Genomic DNA, 20,987 nt, shown 5'->3' with positions numbered 1-20,987 from the left:
CTTGGGTGGTGGTTGTTAGATGAGGTCTGTGATGAAGCTGGCTGCCTTGGCGGCAGCGGCCGGGCGCTCGCCGTGGGTGACGTCCCGGGTTTCGAGTTCCAGCGAGAAGTGGCCGGAGTAACCGGCGCCTCTCAATGCCGCCAACCCTGCGGCAAAGTTGGCCGCTCCGTTACCGATGCTGAGGTTGATGTTTCCCGGCTGGTCCCCGGAGGCAGGCTTGGCATCCCGGAGGTGGACGTGTTTGACCCGTGATGCGAAGCGGTCAACGAAGTCCACGGGGTCCCCTCCGGAGGCCACGATGTGGCTGAAGTCCATCACCAGGCCAACCTCCGAGCCAGTCAGCCGGTCGGCCAGGAGTTGGGCGCGTTCGGCGTTCCAGCACAGCCGGTAGAAGTGCAGGGATTCAGTCCACAGCTCGATGCCGAACTCTTTAGCGCGAACAGAGGCATGAATCAGCTGTTCAGCTACAACGTCGATGTCTTCTTCCAAGCTCCGCAGCGGCTCGTGATCGATCGCCCCACACGGCAGGACCAAGGCTTTCGCGCCAGTCTTGGCTGCCAAGGCGAGCAGCATCTCGAGGTGCCTCTCGCGCGCCGCTTGGGCGCCGGCGTCGAGCGTTGCGTTCAGGTCGCCGACGTCGCCGTTCACCGAGCGGACGCGCAGGTCCGATTCACGCACGACGGCGGCAACCGCCTTCACTGCCTCGGCGTCAAGCACGTACGGCACATGATCGCAGACGCCCGGAAGCGCGCCCAGATCGATCTCCTCGAAGCCGAGCCCCTGCATGGTGTGGAGTGCCGCACCCAGTTCCTGGTGGCGGAAGCTGATGGACGAGCAGCCCAGTCGTTGATGAAACATCGTCATTGATCCTCTACGTCGAAGCCTCATCGGTGAGGACTCCTTAGTGATGCAAGCCACTTTAGTTGCGTTAACTGTCAACAGTCAACCTTCAGGGTTGACTGTTGACATTGCTGGTGCGCTGCGTCACAGTTGTCGTATTATGTTGACTGTCGACAGTGAGGTCGCCGAAGAAGCGCCACACTCTTCGAAAGGGAAAAAGACAGATGAGCAATGAAGCTCTGACCATGCGTGGTCCGGTTCATGGAACCAAGGATGCAAAGCGCGTCGCCGTCGGCTCCGGCGTTGGCGCAGTGATCGAAACTTACGACTTCATCGGCTTCGGCACGGCCGCCGCGCTGTACTTCGGCACGGCGTTCTTCCCGGGCGCTGACCCGGTAACAGGCACCTTGGCCTCCTTCGCGACCCTCGGCGTCGGCTTCGCTGCCCGTCCCCTGGGTGGCATCATTGGCGGCCACCTCGGCGACAAGCTCGGACGTAAGCCCGTCCTGGTGGCCTCGCTGATCCTCATGGGCCTGGCCACCTTCGCAATCGGCCTGCTCCCCACCTACCAGCAAGTGGGTCTTTTGGCCCCAGCGCTGTTGGTACTGGTCCGCGTGATCCAAGGCCTCGCCTTTGGCGCCGAATGGGGTGGCGCCATCCTGATGAGCTACGAGCACGCACCATGGCGCAAGAAGGGTCAGTTCACCGGAATCGTGCAGGCCGGCTTCCCAGTGGGGCTGCTCCTGGCCAACCTGGTGTTCCTGAGCAGCGTGGGCCTGGGCTCCGAATGGGCCTGGCGCGTACCGTTCCTGGCCAGTATTGTCCTGGTGGCCGTAGGCCTGATCATCCGTTCCAAGGTTCCGGAATCCCCGGTATTCGAGGACGTCAAATCCAAGGGCGACATCGTCAAATCCCCCATCGTGGAGGTCATCAAGACGGACTGGCGCAACATTGTCCGCGGCATAGGCCTGCGCATCGCTGAAACAGCAGGCTACGCAGTGTCCGTCACGTACATGATCTCCTACCTCCACACCAACAATCTGGCGGACAAAACCGAGACCCTGGTGGCGCTCTGTGTCGCCGCCGGCATTGGCATCTTTGCCACCTACTTCTGGGGCAAGCTGACGGATAAGGTGGGCCGTCGCCCCGTCTACATCTGGTCCACAGCGTTCGCCGTGCTCTTCGGAATCCCCATGTTCATGCTGGTCAACACCGGTTTGTTCTTCCTGATCATTGCCACGATCGTGATCGCCTACGCCGTTTGCCAGAACTCCCTGGCCGGTGCGCAGGGCGCCTGGTTCCCGGAACTCTTCCAAGCCAAGACCCGCTCCTCCGGAGCCTCGCTGGCCTACCAGATCTCGGCCATGGTCTCCGGCTTCACCCCATTCATCACCACCCTGCTGTTTGTCAGCATGGGTTGGATGGGACCGGCCCTGTTGTTCAGCGTCTACGCAGCGATCGGCCTATGGGCGGCTCTCATCACCAAAGAAACCTGGGGCAAGCGTGAGCGTCAGCTTGCCGAAGAAGCCGCCAGCAAAACTCCCCAGACCATAAACGCCTAAGCACCCCTCGACGTCGGGCGCGTTCTCCCCATCGGTGCGCGCCCGACTCCGGAAGGAAACCTGTGACTCTCTCATCAATTGAAGCGGCGCCCGTAGCCGCTCCCACGGCCGAGCGCGTTGACCGTATCCGCGCCGCCGCCTACCGCATGCGCCACCACGCCTTGAACATGGGCGAGGTCCAGGGCCAGGGCTATGTTGGCCAGGCGCTCGGCGCCGCCGACATGCTGGCCGCCGTCTACGCCGATCAGCTCAGCTACCGTGCCGAAGACCCGCACTGGGAGGGCCGCGACAGGTTCCTGCTCTCTACGGGGCACTACGCGATCGGGCACTACGCAGCGTTGGCCGAAGCCGGAATCGTTCCGCTGGCCGAGCTGGAAACGTACGGTTCCGACGATTCCCGCCTGCCGATGTCCGGCATGTCCACGTACACCCCGGGCATGGAAATCTCCGGAGGCTCATTGGGCCACGGACTCACCATCGCCGTGGGAATGGCCTTGGGCCTGCGCTTGCAGGGTTCCGCATCCCGCGTGATCAACTTCCTTTCCGACGGCGAGCTTGACGAAGGTTCCACGTGGGAGGCTGCCATGGGTGCGCACCACCACCAATTGGGCAACCTGATAGCCATGGTGGACATCAATGCCCTCCAGGCTGACGGTGCCACCAACACCGTTCTGCGGACCGAGCCGGTCACTGAAAAGTGGGAATCGTTCGGTTGGTACACCCAGCGGGTGGACGGGAACGACGTCGGTGCGTTGCTGGCAGCGTTCGACAACATCGCCACGCGCTCAGCTGCTTCGGGCCAGCCGTCGGTGATTCTCTGCGACACCAAGGTGGGGCGGGGTGTACCGCTGCTGGAAAACCGCGAAAAAGCACACTTCATGCGAATCGAAGAAAACGAGTGGCAGATCTGCCGTGAGCAGCTGACTGCAGGATACGAAGGGAAGGCTGCCTCATGAGCGCCACCACCGAAGCCCCCAGCACCACGGCTGCCGTGAAGCCGAAACTCAAGACCTCGGCAATGATTGCGTCCTTCGCCGATCCCGGCCAGAAGACCGCCTCCGCCCCTTTCGGCCATGCGCTGGTCAAAGCCGCCGAAGCCGATTCCCGCATTGTTGGCCTCACCGCCGATCTGGGCAAATACACGGATATGCACATCTTCGCCAAGGCCTACCCGGACCGCTTCTTCCAGATGGGCATGGCCGAGCAGCTCCTCTTCGGTGCGGCAGCCGGCATGGCTGAGACCGGCCTTATCCCGTTCGCGTCCACGTACTCGGTGTTCGCGGCCCGGCGTGCGTATGACTTCCTGTGCCTGGACATCGCAGAGCCAAACCTCAACGTCAACATCATTGGCGGACTCCCCGGCCTCACCACCGGGTACGGTCCCAGCCACCAGGCCACCGAAGATATGGCGATTTTCCGCGGCATGCCCAACCTGACAATCGTGGATCCCTGCGATTCCGTGGACATAGAGCAGGCAGTGCCGCAGCTTGCAGCCTCCGACGGTCCCACGTACCTGCGCCTGCTTCGCGGCAACGTTCCCACGGTCCTGGATGAATACGGCTACACCTTCGAGCTCGGAAAGGCCAAGGTCCTTCGCGGCGGCAACGATGTTGTGTTCGTATCCTCGGGTCTGATGACCATGCGGGCACTCCAGGCCGCAGATGTGCTGGCCAAACACAATGTGGACGTCTCCGTGGTGCACACCCCCACCATCAAGCCCTTCGACGCGGCCACCGTACTGGCGGAGCTCAACACCGACCGCCTCGCCGTCACGCTGGAAAACCACACCGTTGTTGGCGGTCTGTTCGAAACTGTTGCGTCCGCCGTCGTTACCGCCGGCCTGGGCAAGCGCGTGGTTCCCATCGGACTGCCGGACCAGTTCCTCGACGCCGGTGCGCTGCCAACGCTGCACGAACGCTACGGACTGTCCGTCGACAGGATTGTGGCCAAGGTCCTGGCCGAACTCGGCTAGGCTTCCGCGAGTTTTGTGCAGCTAATGCCCTTAAAACCCGCTCTAAAGGGCGTTAGCTGTACAAAAACCCACGCGCCCGTAGTATCGACTGTTAACAGTCGCCCATTGACACCGAGGAATCACTATGGCCCTAAGCGCCTCCCTGCTGGGACTGGAAAAGAAAAGCCTGCGCGAACAGGCGCTGGCCGCCCTGCGCACTGCCATCACCAGCGGCGAGCTGGAACCAGGCAAGCATCTTGTGGAGACCGAACTGTCCGAGATGCTCCAGATCAGCCGTGGGACACTGCGCGAAGCCCTGCGCCAACTAGAACAGGAAGGCCTGATCTCCGCCGGAGCGCGTGGCCGGATGTCGGTCCGCCACTTGGATGTTAAAGAGATCCGGGATATTTTCGCCGTGCGCGGAGTGCTGGAGTCTCTGGCCGCCCGGACTCTGAGCGACATGCCGGACAAGGAAGCCGCGCTCGCCGAGCTGCGTGCCGCCGTCGATGCCATGGACAAAGCTGCGAAGTCGTCGTTGGAAGAGCGGATTGAGGCGGACCTGGAATTCCATCGGACCCTCTGCCGCCTGTCCGGCAACGAGACATTGCTGCACTCGTGGGAGTCGTTGGAAGGTTCCATCCGCATGTCCATCATGTTTGCCGGCCTGGAACGTGCCACGCGCAATATGAGTGTGGGGCGTCATCACGACATTGTGGCCGCTATTGAAACCGGCAATGCAGCGAAAGCGCGCGAAACCATCATTGAGCACATGAATGGTGCTGCCGAAAACCTGGTGGGCTAGATTTACTCCAGAGTTCATTCAAATTTACAACCGCGAATCTCTGCGATCTCCCTAGAGTACTTTCCGGCCTGCGGCAAATAAGCTTGAACTAGCTTTCTGCGCGGTTGAACCCCAGAGCCTGACTATATATTCTCCATGCTGACCATCAGTGGTCGGATCTTTTTACCCCTACGTGGCGGCAGCTATTGCCATTCATGAATGATTCCCAGCAGTTGGCATCATTTAGTGATATTGATTGCAAGCAATCAAGGACGCCGTTGTGTCGTTTGGCAACGCCGGCCCCGCGCAATAGATGGTCTCTCAGGCTGAAATTCGGCCAGGAGCCACTTTCAGGAGGAGGAGCATCACCATGAACACAGGGTCGGCGACCAGCATCCACGGAAGTACAAGTGGGGTTGATTTGTCGGAAGAACCAGCAAACTTCGCGGGGTCGTACCGACTGAAACTCCGTGTTCTGGGAGCTTCTGTCTCAGTGGTGCTGCAGGCGGGAGTAACTCCGTATCTCTACGCGGAACTGCGGCGAGCATGGGAGCGCTGCCTCGATCTGTCTGACGAGCCGTCTTCCGGAAATAGCGCCGGGGCAGAACCGGTTCACGCAGCGGGACGGCCCTTTCGGGCCACAGTCTCATCGCGTGTTGGAACTTCCGTGGTCACCGGCCGCACATTCAGGCAATTCGCCGCGGATCTGACAAGCGCCATAACCTTGGCGGGCATCACCGCGGGCCGGGGAGAATTGGTGATGCTGCATGCCGCAGCATTGGCGGATACGGGAACCGGCCGGACAGTTGCCCTTGTAGGGCGTTCGGGCATGGGAAAGACCACCGCAACCAGACGTCTGGGGGCTACCCTGGGCTACGTCACTGATGAAACCGTTGCCGTTGATGGCGCAGGAATGATCGTTCCATATGCGAAGCCACTATCGCTGATAGTCGAAGAACTCCCCGCACCCAAGCACCAGATCGGCCCTGACGACCTCGGACTGCTGGTGGCACCTGCCTCGCCGACGCTGGCGTTGGTTGTCCTACTGGACCGAAAGCCCAATGCGTCCACACCTAAGGTCACTCCGCTTTCTCACGCGGAGGCGATCATCGAGCTCGCACCCCACACCTCGTCCCTGTGTGAAGTCCGCCAGCCAGTGAGTCGCCTCTGTGGGATCCTCGACGCGACCGGTGGCGCGGTCCGTGTGACTTACCGCGAGGCCGGAGACTTGGCGGTGGTTTTGCCCGCCCTCCTTGAACAGCCAGCCATACGTAAAACGTGGAGGTCAGTCCTGCATAGGGGCACAGAACCGTCGTCGGAAGAACATTCGCACCTCCATGGCGCCCACTCCAGGGTCCTCAAGAGGGCTGAACTCCTCGACGCCGTTGAGATTCCCTCACCAAACGGCCAGGACCCTGAACTGATCGTGATGACCGGCCAGGGCGTAGTTCGACTTTCAGGCATTGGGCCCGCCATCTGGCACGCACTGGCTACCCCTTGCGATCTAGTCGGAATCTCCGAGCGCATCGCTCCTCATATTGGACTTCCAGGTGGATATGAATCCCATTTGCTGGAGAGTGTTGAGAAGCTTCGGTCTCACGGAATTCTGCTGGATGCATGATCAGTGAGGCCTTTGAAACTTGCATAGTACATCCCAAGCAGCAAAAAATTTGGGATAAGAGCACAATGATAAGTTCCGTTTGCACCGAAATTTCCACGACAGATTTACTTCAGTCAGCTAGCGCGCTGACTGGCTTGAAGGAGCAAACGATGACCTTGGATAAAGGTAAAGCAAAAAGTTCGACTATTGACCGGCGTAAAGTGGTTATCGGGACGGCGTGGAGCATTCCTGCAATTGCTATAGCTGCGGCAACTCCGGCAGTGGCTGCGTCACTCCCTCCGGTGGTTGTGACGCCCGGAACCGGAACCGTCATCAGCAACTGGAAGGGCGACCACCACTACGGGAGCTTCGAAGAGGATCTGGATCAACGAGCCTACGATTTCCCCGTCACGGTAAAGGACGCCAACGGCAACCCTGTTGTAGGCGCTACGGTCACCGTCACCGTATCCGGCCAAAATGGCGACGGCGACGTCCTGGGTATCTACGCGTACCCGGCGCCGGATAACGGCGGACCAGAGTCGGATCAGAGCCGCAGTGTCACCGTCGTCACGGGTGCAGATGGTGTTGCTCTCTTTGCTGTGAGTACTCAAAACCTGGCATCCAGCGAGAGGCCTTCCACCGCAACCATGACTGTGACCGTGACCTACAACGGCACCACCACTGTGTCCGTCATCAGCGTTGTCTTGACCGAATCTGACTAGTAGCCGAAACGTTGGCTGCCCTGCCTTTGATGGGGAGGGCTTTTGCAGTTCCGCTCGTCCCGGGTGGTGGGTGTGTCCGCCCAGCCCGGGAAGGCGCACCTACGGGTTCGACGCTATCCGTCGGGCCCGTAGGTTGCGTTTCAGGGTCTTTTAGAGAGTCTTCACTTACGTACCTGGACTCTTCCTAGTTGCCCACTGCAACCCCGCGCTACTCCCGTTGTATCGGGGCCAGGATCACTTCGCTGTTGGCGTTGCTGCGGGCAAGGCTCGCTGCTGTCTGGTTTGGCACTTTCAGTGGCTCATGCCCGATGCCCCAATCTCAGTGGTGGAGCATGGAATCCCTCAGTGGCATAGGCCGCCTAAGGCCTGTTCACCATCGCCCGGAGGCATGCCACTGAGCGTCAGTGTGGCTGTATCCAATCTCCTGGAGTGCATTCGCCAGCTCCCCGCGTGTGGCGCATTTGAGGCCTGCAGCAGCAAGTTTCCGGCGGCCGCGGAAGAGATGGCCCCGGACGGTGGTGGTACGGAGTCCGAGCGCTGAGGCCAGCGACGAAGCTGTCAGGGCCCGGCGTTGCGCGAAGAGTTCCAAGACTTGGATTTCACGATCGGTGAGCCTGGTGCCGACTCCCGGCTTTGCCGGAAGCGTGGGGGCAGAACCAACCACCACCTCTTCAATCCGCCGTGGAATTTCCGCAGGTGTTGAGTCATCATCCAGGATGGCAACGGCACCCTCTGCGCCTAGCGCAGAGCGTTGAGCTGAGCTCACCCTTCCCAACACAATGCAGCGTCGGCCGGTCGCAGCAATAGTGCGGACCTTCAGCGGAAGAGGGACTTCGTCATCAAAAAAGGCGTCCAGCGCTATCCAGTGGGCAGCTCTGGGATGATCCCGTGAGAAGGAAGCCCAGGAACTGTAGACCTTCCCCAGCGTTGTGGCTTTTGCACTGCTTTCCCACTCAGACATGACTGCGCTGTTGAGAACTGGATTCCTGTGGATGAAGTCGACGTCAAAGGTGTATGCAACAGCTCCCATTTTGCCCCCTGATCGATGGCTAGGCCCGCGCTTTCAACGCGCCAGCTATGTGTAGATGTCGATCTGACACATGAGTAAGTTAGCCCGCTCTTTTCGCCCTATCAGTGGTCTTTCCTGTGTTGGCTAAGTGTTGTGGGGCGAGGCTCGGCGAGCGTTGTGACCTGCGCGGCACCGGGCCTACACCCCTAGTACTTTGGGAGTAGTCAGAGCACCTCAGGTCACCAGCGCTTCCATAATCAGACAGGCGGAGCAACTCCGCTTTCAGTCGGGAGTGAGTAGATGACCGAACAAGAGAGGCCACGATGCCAACCTTCCTTGCCTGTTCCGGTCATTCATGCGGGATCTCTTGCCTCACTCCTTCCGGAACCATCAGCTAGCCACATGGGATTTTTTGGTGTTGACATTGATGAATAAACCCACCCAAAGTGTGAGCAGTTCACGCCAGGTAAATGACAAGCTGGACATGCTTGAGCATGACGGCCGGGTAAGAGTCCTGCTGGTTGATTTCCTGTGCATTACGTGGGCTGTCGCGATTGCCGAGCTCCTCCGCTTCGGCCTGGAGCGACCCTCATTGGGCATAGGGTCCGTTCAGACGCCGTACCCGCTGGTTAGCGTGGTCCTCGACGTCCTGTGGTTGATTACCTTGGGGGCCCTAGGAACCCGTGGGCACCGAATCCAAGGCTTCGGCACTGAGGAGTACAGGCGGGTGACCACGGCTTCCCTGTGGCTGTTCGGAGGCATAGCCATCTTCTCGTACGTGTTCCAGCTCGACACTGCCAGAGGCTATGTGGCGGTGGCCCTGCCATTGGGCACCATCAGCCTGCTCATCGGCCGGTGGGCACTGCGGAAAGACTTGATCCTCCGGCGGAAGTCCGGCCAGCATCTGCGCCGGGTTCTTGTTGTTGGAGGGGCCCCGAGTGCTGCCCACCTTATTCAGCAACTCCGGGCCCATCCGGCTGCCGGCTACCAGCCTGTGGCCGCATACTTAACCACTCCAGATGCTTTCGACCCTTGGCCGGAAGGGCTCGACCTGCCTGTCATGGGCAAGGGCAAGGACCTGGAAGGAATATTGGCAGCGGTGGAAGCCTCCGCGGCGGACTCCGTGGCCATATCCGGCGCAGACGTTGACCCGCCCACATTGCGGCAACTTGGCTGGGCGCTAACCGCTCGCGACATCGGCATGTTCATGGCTCCTGCGCTGACCGATGTGGCAGGTCCGCGAATTCACATGCAGCCTTTGGCCGGGTTGCCCCTGATCCATGTCACCACGCCTAAGTTGGAGGGCCTGAAAGCTGTAGCCAAACGCGGGCTGGATGTCTCTGCGTCGTTGGTCATACTCACTATCCTTGCCGTCCCCATGTGCGTCGTTGCCCTTTTGGTCAAACTCGACAGCTCTGGCCCGGCAATGTTTCGGCAGACGCGTATCGGTCGGTCCGGTGAAGTCTTCAGTATGCTGAAGTTTCGATCCATGGTGACCGACGCCGAGCAACAACTGTCCCGGCTCGCCGATCTCAACGAGGGCAACGGAGTCCTTTTCAAGTTGAAAGACGATCCTCGCGTCACAAGGGTCGGCCGATTCATCCGTCGGTATTCCATTGACGAGTTGCCCCAACTCTTCAATGTCCTCATGGGCGACATGAGTTTGGTGGGTCCGCGTCCGCCGCTTCCGGTGGAAGTAGAAACCTACGACGACTTTGCCCACCGCCGGCTCTTGGTCAAACCCGGCCTTACGGGTCCATGGCAGGTTAGCGGGCGCAGCGATCTGTCCTGGGATGACTCGATTCGCCTTGACCTCTACTACGTAGAGAACTGGTCCATGTTTCAAGACATGATCTATCTCCTGCGAACCGTGAGAGCCGTCTTTGCCAAAGACGGCGCCTACTAGAAGGTTCCTCGTCGGGGGCTCGCTGCTGCGGGAGAGCATCCAGGACCGATCCCCGAGTCCGGCTCAAAAGCGATCCATTGTGTCTGTAGTGGGGATGTCACGTGGCACCTAGCGCAGTGCGTCGCTCAACGGTTTGCCATTGGCAAGAATCCAGGTGCTGGAAATCGCACCCTGGGGTGTTGTGGCTGGCATAGTCGCCTTCGGGAAGATACCGAAATCCGATGCATAGTAAACCCGTCTGGCGCTCTTCGTCACAGCGATTGCAGCTGCCTCTGGCACCGTCTCGGCGAAAGCTGCCCCGGCCGCCAGGGCAAACCCTCCGGTGGCGATCAATGCTCGCCGGCGAAAGCTGAGGGCATTCGTTCATGCCGGAGAAATCGCAAGTTTGGTCCTCACGGTTCAACCGACCCCTCGAGGCAGTACATCTAGCCCGGAGGGGCCGAACGCCGGCCTCTGGAGCCATCCTGAGATGCACGCCATCGGCTGAGGGGATCCGACGCGGTTTGTCCCTCCTGGCTTCCAGGCAAAGAATTCACCGGGTGAGCCTCAAGAGCCCTGCCGGGAGCAGACGGTGGATTGTTTTCGGGCGTCAGTGGATTGTGGCCCTGCAAGTCTTCGGCGCTTCCGTATGCTCCGTAGTAGCCATAATTGAGATCTCCGGGACCCTTGGTGGATACGCAGTTAAGAATGACGCCCAGGACGCGCCCGCGCACACGAGTAAGGTTGCCGAGGGCGCGGTACAGGGTGTCACGGGTTGTCTTACGTGCCCTTGCTACCACAAGCGTGCCGTCTGCGACTCGGGAAAGTACAGCGGCGTCAGTGACGGGGAGCAGCGGCGGCGCATCGATGAGGACCATAGCTCTCAGCGACAGTTCCCTGAGCAGATGTTCCATGGCCCGTGAGCCAAGGAGTTCGGAGGGATTCGGGGGGATGCGACCAGCTGTGAGGATCCGGAGGTGGGAATTCGGACCCCATTCCTGAAGTACGTCATCGATGGCCGCCCGGCCCGAGAGGATGTCCGTCACACCAACGTCCGGCAAGACACCAAAAACCTGATGAACTGTGGGACGGCGAAGATCCGCGTCCACAACAATGACGTCCCTGCCGGCAGCGGCTATGGTCGCCGCCAGGTTGCTGGTGACTGTGCTCTTGCCTTCGGAGGGCAAGGAACTGGTAATCAGCAGGATTCGGGGAGGGTTGTCTACATCAATGAAGTCCAGATTTGTGCGTAGTTCCCTCAAGGCTTCAGCCATGGCATGGCCGCCGGGAACCCGATGAGTTCCCGCAGTATTTTCAAGTACGCTCGACTTTTCGCTGAGCCGTTTGTCCAGAGGCAAAGTACCCACGACGGCCAGGCCAAATAGTCGCTCAATCTCGCTGGCTCCGCGAATCCTCCGGTCCAGGTGGTTTCGTGCCAGCGCGTAGCCAAGACCAATGAGCAATCCCGCGGCCAGTCCAATGCCCAGCGTTGCCGTCAAGAGCGGTGAAACGGGGGCCGATGGAAGGCTCGCCTTCGCCAAAGGGACGATCTTGGTGACGGGTTCTGTCCCGGGGCTGGCATTTCCTTTGTCCAAGTCGTAGACCTGCGCGGCCAAGGCGGTCACCCACGCATCAGCTACGTTCTGGGCTGTCTGGGGGTCGGATGACCGTGCAGTGATCCGGATTTCCACCGAATCGAGGGGGACACTCACGCTGATCGATCTAGTGATGTCCGGGGCCGATTCCTTCAAGCCCAATGACTTGATGACGCTTTCAGCTACCAGGATGGACTCGCCCACCGACTGATAGCCCTTGGCTTTGGACTTGGCGAGGCTGTCTCCCGCCAGGGACATGCCAAGGTTTTCGGCCCCCGCTGCCACCACTATTCCGCTTGACTCCGCTGAGTAGATCTTGGGCTGAAGCGCATACCACCCCAGGGATCCTCCCACCATCAACACTGTGATGAGCAGGATCCCGAGCCAATGTGAGCGGACTACGGAAAGGAGGTCATTGCCCGACATCCCTTGAGGTTTATCGTCCTGCAGCAATTGTGTGGTCCTCTCCATGCATGCCGGGTGCGTACTATTCCAAGACTTGTAGTGTCAGTCTCGGTACTGCCGTGGAGCACTGAGTACCGGATAAGCCGCGCGCCTCAGTACCTTGATCCGCCGTCGTTACCGGGGGTGTCGCAACTCGCGGCGAGGCCATGGAAAGCCAGCCCGGCCAGAAAGTTCCTGACTTGCTGGGCCACGGAAGGTTCATCTGCTCCCGAGTAGGCGCTTGCCAGCTCCATGAGAATGTCGGTTTCAGTACGTGTTCCGTCAATGAGTTCCCAAATCGCGGCCGCCGACCCCTGAAGGACGAGGGGGAAACCGAGTTCCACATTCAGCACCACCACGCGCTCTTCACCCAAGGCCGGAACTTCAGCCACGGCTTCTGCCCTGTGCCAGAACTGATTTACGTCATGGCATCCGTGGTGCTGCTGGGATTGTTCTCCGTATTCACCCCCCAATTTGTCCGTAGTTGGTGAGGGCCCCCCGCGGCCTTTGAGCATTTGCTGTACGGGCGAAGGCGCCTGACCTGCGGTAGAGCTGGCCAAGCTCTGGTAAACGTCTTCAAGCTGACTGGTGACCGCATACATGGAGAATCGTTCCCTGGCCAGTCCGACGGCGGCTGCGGCCGCCGATGCTCTTAGCCCCGGCTCTTCGACAAAGCGGCGCATGGCTGCGGAGAGTACCTCGACGCTTGAGTCCGAGACGATCCCCGCCCCTGACTCAGCAATGAACGGGGCGAGCCCGCAGCTGTCTGTCACGATGACGGGGACACCCACGGACATGGCTTCAAGGACGCTCATGGGAAACGGCTCGTTGACGGAGGGCAGCACATACACGGATGCTTTCCGCATACGGTCAAGCGTGCTGCCGGGCTGCAGCGGCCCTTCAATCCGGATCCAGTCTGAGGTCCCGGTATCCAGAATTTGTTGCCGCACTTTGGACTCTTCGCCTTCGTCCGGCCCCACTAAAGCCACTTCTATTTGCTTGTCAATGGTCTTGGCCAGCATGGCGGCCGCATCGACCAGCACCGTGGGCCGTTTTCGACTATGCAGCCGGGCCAGGTAGAGAAATTGAAAGGAACTATTCGCTGTATTCACTACGACCCACCGTTCATCGCGACGTCGGCCTGAGGCACTCCGTTGACGAGCCGTTCGAGGGTTTGGTGACCGTCACCTAGAAGTTCTCCCAAGGATTTCTGTTCCTCGGGCGTCAGCCAAAAGCACCGTTGGCTGGCGCGCAGCACACGAAGGGTAAGCAGCCGGTCCAGGATCTTCGCCAGCTTCTTGTCGGATTCGTCGATCATGCCGTGTGTTTGGACCACGAAGGGTGTTCGCCGGATCAGGCAGAGGAGGGCAGCCGGAAGCATCACCAAGTCACGTGCCAGGTGAAGATGGACAACATCAGCACCTTTGAGTGCCCACCATAGGGACGGCAGCATTGTGGGTGCGCAGAGCCCGGCGAACCCGGTGCGGGGGACAATCTGGAGGGCCTTGAAAAGTCGGGTCCTTACGCCTGGACCAAAGTACGAAGGGTCCACATGCCCGCGTGCACCAGCGAATACCTGCACCTGATGTCCCCGTTTGGAAAGCTCTGCCGACTGGTTTTGAGCCACCCGAACGGGCCCGCCGTATGCTCCGTCCGGACTGACCAGCGTTACTACCTGCACAATTTTCATGGGGTGTGACTCCTGCCCCTACCGGACACCAACAACGTTCGCTTGATCGCCGCGAAGTACCGGTCAACCATGACGCTCTCCCGATGTCGGTCCGCATGGGATATGGCGTCTCGCCGCCGCGCGGCAACGTCCTCCGGATTGCTGAGCAGTGCCCTCAGGTGACCGCTTAACGACGTCGGGTCCAAGGGCGTGAAGCCTATGGCTTGCTGACCGGCGGCATCAGGCAGTCCGCCATGATCCGCATAAACCACCACGCACCCGGCGGCGGCCGCCTCCAGAGCCACGGTTCCGAAAGGCTCGGGCATCCGACTCGGTATAACGACGATGGAATTCTGGTTCAGAATCCGGTTGGCCTCCTCCGGACCCTTGGAGCCAAGGAACTTTACTGCCTTGCCCAAACCGCTCTCTTCGGCGAGGGTCTCCAGTCGTTCACGTTCGGTACCATCACCCACGATTGTCAGTGTGAAGCCGTCGTTCTCGCCTACCAGATCAGCTGCTGCCTGGATGAGGAGGTCCACGCCTTTGTCTTGGCTGAGCCGGCCTAAATACACAATGCCCAACGGAGCGCGCACTTCGCCGTCGAGGACGTTGAAGAACTCATCCCGGTAGCTGTTAGGGATCACTTCAACATCACCTTTGATGTGATCCGCCAAAACCTTACTGTTTGCCACAAGGACATCGGCCCGCTCAATAATTTTGTACTTAGCTGAATACTTCAGCCGCTGAAGGCGGGACAGTTCCTGCCCCGGCATGGTCACCCACATCCTGAGGGTGACCATCCAGGGCTTGCGGATGAGTACCAGAGGCCACCACAGCGATATTGCCGGGTTGTTATGGAATACGACGTCGGCCCTGTTCACCAGCGCTAACAGTCGCCATGGTTTTGGCTTCCGGATGACTTCGTAAGGGAATGTCTTCGTCGGGTGCGCTTCTGGTGTGTTGGTGATGACTGTTACGTCGGCACCATGACGCATGAATCCACGGGCCAGAATGTCGGAAGTAATTTCAACTCCGCCGACACTCGGGTGGAACACGTGGGCCACCACTGCGATTTTCAGTGCTCGTTCGGTCTTGAGCTTAGTGACCACGAACACCACTTCCAATCTGTTGAAAGAATTGCGCTGTCCCGTCGCGAAAAGGCCCCCATCCGGAGGCTCTGGCTATCTCCAGGGCTTTGGCACTCCGCGCTTCAACCAGCCCGGGATCGTCCAGAAAACGGTGAAGTTCAGTAGCAATCTGTTCAGGTGCGAAGCGATCCACTATGGCGCCCGCTCCTAGGGCCACGAGGTCGTCAACACCGCTGCCGGCCGTGACCACCGCGGGCAGACCCTGACTGAGTCCTTCCAAAGCGGCAAGCGAACGACCCTCAACAAGGCTCGGTAGCAACAGCACGTGGTGCTTGCGCATTTCCAGGAGAATTTCGCTCCTTGGCATCGTCCCGCGGTAATCCACCGTGCGGAGCATGTCTTCAAGGGCTGGAAAAGTCTCGCCGGGAAGTTGGCCAATGGCCGTGACGTGGACGGCGGAAGAGAGGGCCTTGGCCGCTGACACAACGTCAGCGATCCCTTTCATGCCTACGATGCGGCCCACAAACAAGACCTTTAGCGGACCGCGCCCGTCCCACCTCAAGGGCTTTTGCCCGGGATGGACATCAGGACAGCCATAGGGAATCTCAGTGATGTGGCTGTCAATGCCGGCCGCGCGAAGGCTCTCAGTGACCTGTGCCGACGGTGAGATCAGCCGGGTTGCCAACGCTAGCTCAAGGTCTTCCATGGCATGGACCTTGCTTCTGGATAAGTCCTGACGCGCCGTAACGGCCCATCCCGGTGCGCGGCTTTGAAGCTGACCTGCCCAGCTTCTGGTGGTAGCCCAGTGAACGTGAGGAACTTCCAGAATCGTTTCCATGCCGCGTCCCCTGGCCGCCCCGAACACTCTTGAAGCGAAGGTCGAGTATCCGTAGACGGCCGCAGGCTGATTCAGCCGGCTGAGGGCCTTGATCGCCTTGTTCTCCACCTGCCGAGCGACCCAGTGCGCGGAGAGCGGACCTGATCCTGAGCCAAGCCGTCTCAACGCCGCGGGCTGTGCGCGCAGGAGAAGGTTGCGAACAAGTTCACTGGCCGGTGTGACGTGCAGCTGCTGGCTTCCGATCATGGGAAAAAGCCGGCGTTCAACCAATGACTTTGCGGGCCGGAGCCATGACAAGGCCTCCGACTCTGTCCAGCCGATGGAGGTGATGAAGGCAGATAGTTGACGGTGCTCGCTGAGCGCGGTCAGGGTTTGACGGACATTCTCGTTACCGAAGGGGTGCACAAGGACCGTTTCCACATCGGTGGCGGAAGCGTGCTGCGTGGACTCACTCATGGCGCGTTGACGATGTCGGCGGCGATGGTGGCTATGTCATGGGGCCTGAAGACAGCAGCAATTTGCAGGTCGTTGCGGCCGCCTTCTACGTTCTCGCTGTGCAAGGCCTCTCTTTGCGAACGAGGATACATGGTGAGGTGTTGCCCCGCGGCGGCCACCACCCGCCGTCGATATCCATTGCGGATGGCCAGGGCGTTGAGCCAGATATCGTCGGCACGTGGAGCCACTTCCCGGAAAGCAGTCCCAGCCTCACGTATGGCTGACTGAAGCCTGGGAGGCAAGAGCGCGCCGGCCCCGCCCGTCAGGAAATTGGCGTGGCTGGTTGACCCGGTGGGTGCCGGGGCCCATGAGTTGTAGTCCTCCAGGGCGCATCGCGCCGCATCAGTCCTCATGCGGTGCGCACGATAGGCAGGAATTTCATGGGCATGCCCGGCGGCTCCAAGGAGGCCCTCAAGCCAACGCCGTGGGTACATTAGGTCATCGTCGGCTAAGACGAGGTCCATGCGGTCAGTGGTGAAATCACGACAATAGGGAAAGTACTTCTTGTGAGGTCCGAGGTCCTCGCAGGGAAGAATTTCCAACCCGCGGCGCTGAAGACTCCTGAGCATGGGGTACGTGGCTACCTCGAAATCCGGCTTGTCGACCCACAGAATCATCCGTGCCGGACGTACTGAACCCGCTGCGATGGACTCCAGGGCATGGGCAACGATCCCCAACCGGCGGCCATAGGAGGTCATGCTCACCACAACGTCCGCTGAACCCGTTATCTTGTGCCGGCTGAAACGGTTGCGAAGCCTGAGCATACTGATGAGCCCGGCCTTGTACGCAAGCCGGGGAACTCTCGGCAGGAGACTGTCCAAGGCAAGCTGTGGCCCTGGATTATGAGGAGACGGCATGTACGTTCTTCTTTCCTGTCAGGTGTTTGATCGTGGTGCGGACCAGTTGGAAATCCATCCGCCTGAGTCCGTAGAAGCCCCGCATTGCCATGCCGAAATGCGTCCGTAGCCAGACGATGTTCATGGTGCCGGCGACGACACTGCCGGCCAAAGTGGCCAACGCAGCTCCCATCGCACCGAGGGCGGGTACTGCCGCCAAGAGAGTGGCGGTGTTGAGCAGCGCCCCAATGACCATTCCGAAGCTGCGCAGCCCGGGCCGGCCACGAGCGCTCAGACCGGCGCCCGCGACGGAACCGGTGGTGCCCAAGGACACTGCCGCAAGAATTACCCAACACACCGGTACGGCGTCATTGAAAGCCGTACCGAAAAACGTGGGGATGGCCCAAGGAAGGACCAGGCCGATTGCGACGGCCGCCAACCCAGTGGCTGCCGCCGTCAAGCGTGAAGTCTGTTGCAGACGCTCTCCGTCGTCGCGCTGGTGGGAGTCCTCCGCGTCGGAGGAAAAGACGACGTTTCGCACCGCTCCGGAGAGCAGGGCGGGGATCTCACCCAAACTGACCGCCACCGAGTAAAGTCCGAGCTGTGCAGCGTTCCCGAACGGAACCATCAGAAGCTGGTCGAGGCGCAAAAGAACCACACCTGCCAGGGAGCCCACCCACAGACGACTTCCATAGTTGAACAGCCGCACCCTTGCAGCGGTGGCATTTCTCCACCCGCGCCGATACATGATGAGGAACGGCAGAGTCACCAGGCCCTTCAATAGGGGGAAGCCCAGCATCACTATCGTCGCTGCCTGCGGGGTCAAAAGATGTGCTGCTGCCAGGGCGGACAGCGCAACAAGCCGGAGGACCGACAGGGCCAGATCAATCCTTGCCGATAGCCTCCATGCGTGGTTCCCGGCCAGGACACTGTTCGGTATTGAGGCCCAGAAGGTGGGAACGGTCAGGATCGCCGTAAGGAAGATGAGCTGCTCAATCTCCAGGTTTCCATCGGAGAGGAGAGATGCGCTTAGCGCCACAAGGGCCGCTGCTGCCAGCCCTAAGAGTGTGAGAATCCAAAAGGCCCGTCTAACTGCCCTTCGGGCGCCCCGCGCCTGCTTGGCAACATAGAAAGTGAGCGCCTCTGGAATGCCAAGTGCGCCGATTGCCACCGCGAACAGCATGGGAGCCATTCCGGCAGCTAGCTCTCCCCGGCCGGCAACACCGAGGGATTGGGCCAGAATTGGAGCCGTAGCCAGTGACATCAGTGGGGTAATTGCCGAGCCGGCTACCGCATGGAATATCCGGCTTCCATGGCTATCCGTTTGGGTAGCATCCACACTCGACAGAGGGCGTATTCGAATCCTCATCAAGCGGGTACCCGCGTTACTGGAAAACCCGATGATCCACCCGTTGGCCGCAACTCATGAGATGAAGCCCGATGGATGCCGTCCACTGCCGGCAAGGTGCGGGTGGAACGGTAGCTCGCCATGGCGAGCACGAACCAGAAAAGGTGAATGTCGATCGAGTTGCCACCGATTGAGCTGTAGCCGTTGATGGCCACGATGATCAAGGCTGCCGCCGCGGCGCCCGGCCAACTCCCACGGTCCTTGATGTCGATCTGAGCAAAAAGTAGGCAAATCATGAAAATGAAGAACGCTACTGCAGCAAGAGTTCCGAACATGAGAGCCATGATGAAGTAGCCGTTCTCAAGGCTGGAGCCCAGGGTGCCCACGCCCTTGAGGTCCCTAGCTCCCGGGTAACCGCCAGCAAAAAAGTCCGCCGTATGTTCCCAAAACCAGTCGAACGCGGCCACTCTTAGGGCGGCCGAGCCGTTGTCGTCCTCGAACTTTCGCAGGAGCTTCTCGCCGGCCACCCCCTGGACGCTGACCAGAAGGGCTATGAGGACCACAGCGGCGAAGAGAATGCTTCGGATGACTTTTCGTCCTCCGATGATCACCAGGAAGACGAATCCGGCCACCGTAAGAATGAGGCCCATGCGACCGTAGGCTAGCGGCACAGTCACGAGGAGGACCGCCGCCAACGCAAAGCGCAGCAGCATTGACTTGATCAAGGCAAGGAGCGGCATAGTGGCAGCAAAAAGGACACCAACCTGGATGCCGTGGCCAAAGGTTCCAATAGCGGCGCCAAGCTCGGAGGTCGTCCCGCTCAGCCAGATCCTGGAGAAGTCGCTTTCCCACACCACGGGCCTGCCTGTGGCCACTTGGGCCTGCGAGAGCACGGCTTCCGCCAGTGCCAGTAGCGCAAACGTCAGAAGAAAGGCCTTGCCTGCCCTTGACAATGAGCGGATCGAATATCGCATAAACACGAAGACGTAATACGGTGCCACCACGATGCCAAGGACGAACATCGCTGTATCCAGCAATCCCGCGCTTCCGGGGTTTCCGACGTCGGTCATCATGACCGCCGCCATGCCACCGATGGTTGCTTGGGGCAAAACCCCTGCAGAACGGATCACCCGCCCAAAGACGCTTGGGGTGAATGCCAACTGGACGAGGATAAAGCAGAGGAAGAGGTACGTCGAAGGGTGCAACCCGGGCATGACTTCGTTTTGAACCACCCCCGGAACCAGGATTCTCGCCACGATCACGGCAACCAGCACGATGTGCATGCGACGCACAAAAACGACGCTGAAAACCAGACCGAAACCCAACCAGACGATCAGCGCAGTCAATGCGGCGCTCCGTCTGCCTTGGCTTTCACGGCGGGCCATGCAGTGCCCGTCGGTGCCAGCAGGCGTGTCCCGGGCTGTAGGTTCTTCACTACCAATGCGCCGGCTCCCACCAGGCACGAAGCGCCGATTTCCACGCCGCGCAGCACTGTTGCGCGGGCTCCTATCCAGCTGCCGTCACCAACCACAATCGGAGCGTTATCGAACTCAAAAGTTGGGGAGTCGTACGAATGGCTGCCGGTGCAAATGAAGACATTTTGCGAGATGCAGCAATCGGAACCAATGGTGACAGGCTCAAGATTGAGGATCCAGGCATCGACTCCGATCCACACGTTGTCACCGATTTTCAGCTTCCACGGCCAATGGATTTTGACTCCATGGCGGACTTTTACACCTTGCCCGACGGAGGCACCAAAAGCCCTGAGGATTCGAACCCGCAATGATGACGGGCACCACCAGGTGCTGAAGACAAGATTTTGAACGGCGAACCAGGCCGCTTGCCAGAGTAGTCCGCGGCCTTTGTGGTAGCCGGCCCCGGTGAACCCGGCCAGATCCATGCGGCTCATCCTTGGTGGAGTTCCAAGGCATAGGCGTGGCCTGCGGTTGATACTGAACATGCCAGCGGCCTCGTCGTGGTGTCCATTTGTCCTCGGCATTCTGTCATTCGGATACCCCTTGATTCTTGCCAGAACGCACACCCCCTAGAGCCGGATGGCCTCACTTTCTCAGTAGTGCGGCGTGCCGCTTATCCACGGTGCAGGGGCAACCAGTCACAGGATGCTGCGCTGTCACCATCCGGTTCCGCTCTCTTGCTTTCCGGGTCCTCCGTGGTGGTGTGTGGCTATTCCGTGTTGGCGCAAAGTCCATCTGCGTATCGGGCAAGGACAGGTCAAAGCGGAGCGAAAACCAGCGTCTTCTTCCTCTACACGCAGATGCTTTCCACTGCCACACCTAATACGGGGAGGACCTCCACGGAGGGTT

Annotated in this window: 18 protein-coding genes; 7 read left to right on the top strand and 11 right to left on the bottom strand. The window is 60.1% G+C overall.

The window, feature by feature from the left end:
* Positions 1–15: 15 nt before the first annotated feature.
* The gene (locus HAV21_RS12705) at positions 16–858 is read right to left on the bottom strand and encodes a sugar phosphate isomerase/epimerase (RefSeq protein ID WP_166842002.1); all 843 of its coding nucleotides are present in this window, start codon (positions 856–858) and stop codon (positions 16–18) included.
* Between the two features lie 206 nt (positions 859–1,064).
* Between HAV21_RS12705 and HAV21_RS12700 the strand changes: the two genes are divergently transcribed.
* From HAV21_RS12700 to HAV21_RS12675, 6 genes are all read left to right on the top strand, one after another.
* Positions 1,065–2,402, top strand: coding sequence for an MFS transporter (locus HAV21_RS12700; RefSeq protein ID WP_166841960.1), 1,338 nt, complete (start codon positions 1,065–1,067; stop codon positions 2,400–2,402).
* 62 nt (positions 2,403–2,464) lie between these two features.
* Entirely contained in the window at positions 2,465–3,358 is an 894-nt protein-coding gene (locus HAV21_RS12695) for a transketolase (protein ID WP_166841959.1), read from the top strand.
* Entirely contained in the window at positions 3,355–4,374 is a 1,020-nt protein-coding gene (locus HAV21_RS12690) for a transketolase C-terminal domain-containing protein (RefSeq protein ID WP_166841958.1), read from the top strand. Before HAV21_RS12695 ends, HAV21_RS12690 begins: the two co-directional genes overlap by 4 nt.
* A gap of 124 nt (positions 4,375–4,498) precedes the next feature.
* Positions 4,499–5,155, top strand: coding sequence for a GntR family transcriptional regulator (locus HAV21_RS12685; RefSeq protein WP_166841957.1), 657 nt, complete (start codon positions 4,499–4,501; stop codon positions 5,153–5,155).
* Between the two features lie 646 nt (positions 5,156–5,801).
* A complete protein-coding gene (locus tag HAV21_RS12680) occupies positions 5,802–6,755 on the top strand; it encodes a hypothetical protein (protein WP_243753276.1) in 954 nt (317 codons plus the stop codon).
* 149 nt (positions 6,756–6,904) lie between these two features.
* Complete coding sequence (locus tag HAV21_RS12675) at positions 6,905–7,456, top strand: transcriptional initiation protein Tat (RefSeq protein ID WP_142937358.1); 552 nt, start codon at positions 6,905–6,907, stop codon at positions 7,454–7,456.
* A gap of 370 nt (positions 7,457–7,826) precedes the next feature.
* Here HAV21_RS12675 and HAV21_RS12670 read toward each other — a convergent pair whose 3' ends face one another.
* Positions 7,827–8,486, bottom strand: coding sequence for a hypothetical protein (locus tag HAV21_RS12670; protein WP_238703295.1), 660 nt, complete (start codon positions 8,484–8,486; stop codon positions 7,827–7,829).
* Between the two features lie 427 nt (positions 8,487–8,913).
* Here HAV21_RS12670 and HAV21_RS12665 point away from each other — a divergent pair, with 427 nt between their 5' ends.
* Positions 8,914–10,371: a sugar transferase gene (locus HAV21_RS12665; protein WP_342211712.1), complete on the top strand. Its 1,458-nt coding sequence runs from the start codon at positions 8,914–8,916 to the stop codon at positions 10,369–10,371.
* Positions 10,372–10,796: 425 nt separating this feature from the next.
* Here HAV21_RS12665 and HAV21_RS12660 read toward each other — a convergent pair whose 3' ends face one another.
* From HAV21_RS12660 to HAV21_RS12620, 9 genes are all read right to left on the bottom strand, one after another.
* On the bottom strand, positions 10,797–12,371 hold the full coding sequence (locus tag HAV21_RS12660; RefSeq protein WP_142937360.1) for a polysaccharide biosynthesis tyrosine autokinase: 1,575 nt from the start codon (positions 12,369–12,371) through the stop codon (positions 10,797–10,799).
* Positions 12,372–12,502: 131 nt separating this feature from the next.
* Positions 12,503–13,501 (bottom strand): PqqD family peptide modification chaperone, encoded by a 999-nt coding sequence (locus tag HAV21_RS22580; protein WP_166841955.1) that lies wholly within the window; start codon positions 13,499–13,501, stop codon positions 12,503–12,505.
* Positions 13,501–14,079, bottom strand: a complete 579-nt coding sequence (locus tag HAV21_RS12650; protein WP_166841954.1) for a glycosyltransferase — start codon at positions 14,077–14,079, stop codon at positions 13,501–13,503. The genes HAV21_RS22580 and HAV21_RS12650 overlap by 1 nt, the downstream gene beginning before the upstream one ends.
* Complete coding sequence (locus HAV21_RS12645; RefSeq protein WP_142937363.1) at positions 14,076–15,173, bottom strand: glycosyltransferase family 4 protein; 1,098 nt, start codon at positions 15,171–15,173, stop codon at positions 14,076–14,078. The genes HAV21_RS12650 and HAV21_RS12645 overlap by 4 nt, the downstream gene beginning before the upstream one ends.
* A complete protein-coding gene (locus tag HAV21_RS12640) occupies positions 15,157–16,440 on the bottom strand; it encodes a glycosyltransferase (RefSeq protein WP_166841953.1) in 1,284 nt (427 codons plus the stop codon). Before HAV21_RS12640 ends, HAV21_RS12645 begins: the two co-directional genes overlap by 17 nt.
* On the bottom strand, positions 16,437–17,336 hold the full coding sequence (locus HAV21_RS12635; RefSeq protein WP_142937365.1) for a hypothetical protein: 900 nt from the start codon (positions 17,334–17,336) through the stop codon (positions 16,437–16,439). Before HAV21_RS12635 ends, HAV21_RS12640 begins: the two co-directional genes overlap by 4 nt.
* Positions 17,320–18,684 carry a lipopolysaccharide biosynthesis protein gene (locus tag HAV21_RS12630; protein WP_223941282.1) on the bottom strand — a complete coding sequence of 455 codons (1,365 nt, stop codon included), beginning with the start codon at positions 18,682–18,684 and terminating at the stop codon, positions 17,320–17,322. Before HAV21_RS12630 ends, HAV21_RS12635 begins: the two co-directional genes overlap by 17 nt.
* A complete protein-coding gene (locus tag HAV21_RS12625; RefSeq protein ID WP_166841951.1) occupies positions 18,684–20,009 on the bottom strand; it encodes a hypothetical protein in 1,326 nt (441 codons plus the stop codon). The genes HAV21_RS12630 and HAV21_RS12625 overlap by 1 nt, the downstream gene beginning before the upstream one ends.
* On the bottom strand, positions 20,006–20,572 hold the full coding sequence (locus tag HAV21_RS12620) for a DapH/DapD/GlmU-related protein (RefSeq protein ID WP_142937368.1): 567 nt from the start codon (positions 20,570–20,572) through the stop codon (positions 20,006–20,008). The genes HAV21_RS12625 and HAV21_RS12620 overlap by 4 nt, the downstream gene beginning before the upstream one ends.
* Between the last annotated feature and the right edge of the window lie 415 nt (positions 20,573–20,987).

The organism is Paenarthrobacter sp. MSM-2-10-13, assembly GCF_011605365.1.
Classification (GTDB): Bacteria; Actinomycetota; Actinomycetes; order Actinomycetales; family Micrococcaceae; genus Arthrobacter.
This window is presented reverse-complemented; position numbering and strand designations above follow the sequence as displayed.

What these genes read in the sequence shown, in the direction of transcription:
- HAV21_RS12705 (WP_166842002.1), bottom strand. Translation starts at nt 858, where the DNA reads ATGTTTCATCAACGACTGGGCTGCTCGTCCATCAGCTTCCGCCACCAG.
- HAV21_RS12700 (WP_166841960.1), top strand. Translation starts at nt 1,065, where the DNA reads ATGAGCAATGAAGCTCTGACCATGCGTGGTCCGGTTCATGGAACCAAG.
- HAV21_RS12690 (WP_166841958.1), top strand. Translation starts at nt 3,355, where the DNA reads ATGAGCGCCACCACCGAAGCCCCCAGCACCACGGCTGCCGTGAAGCCG.
- HAV21_RS12685 (WP_166841957.1), top strand. Translation starts at nt 4,499, where the DNA reads ATGGCCCTAAGCGCCTCCCTGCTGGGACTGGAAAAGAAAAGCCTGCGC.
- HAV21_RS12675 (WP_142937358.1), top strand. Translation starts at nt 6,905, where the DNA reads ATGACCTTGGATAAAGGTAAAGCAAAAAGTTCGACTATTGACCGGCGT.
- HAV21_RS12670 (WP_238703295.1), bottom strand. Translation starts at nt 8,486, where the DNA reads ATGGGAGCTGTTGCATACACCTTTGACGTCGACTTCATCCACAGGAAT.
- HAV21_RS12660 (WP_142937360.1), bottom strand. Translation starts at nt 12,371, where the DNA reads ATGTCGGGCAATGACCTCCTTTCCGTAGTCCGCTCACATTGGCTCGGG.
- HAV21_RS12650 (WP_166841954.1), bottom strand. Translation starts at nt 14,079, where the DNA reads ATGAAAATTGTGCAGGTAGTAACGCTGGTCAGTCCGGACGGAGCATAC.
- HAV21_RS12640 (WP_166841953.1), bottom strand. Translation starts at nt 16,440, where the DNA reads ATGAGTGAGTCCACGCAGCACGCTTCCGCCACCGATGTGGAAACGGTC.
- HAV21_RS12635 (WP_142937365.1), bottom strand. Translation starts at nt 17,336, where the DNA reads ATGCCGTCTCCTCATAATCCAGGGCCACAGCTTGCCTTGGACAGTCTC.
- HAV21_RS12630 (WP_223941282.1), bottom strand. Translation starts at nt 18,684, where the DNA reads ATGAGGATTCGAATACGCCCTCTGTCGAGTGTGGATGCTACCCAAACG.
- HAV21_RS12620 (WP_142937368.1), bottom strand. Translation starts at nt 20,572, where the DNA reads ATGAGCCGCATGGATCTGGCCGGGTTCACCGGGGCCGGCTACCACAAA.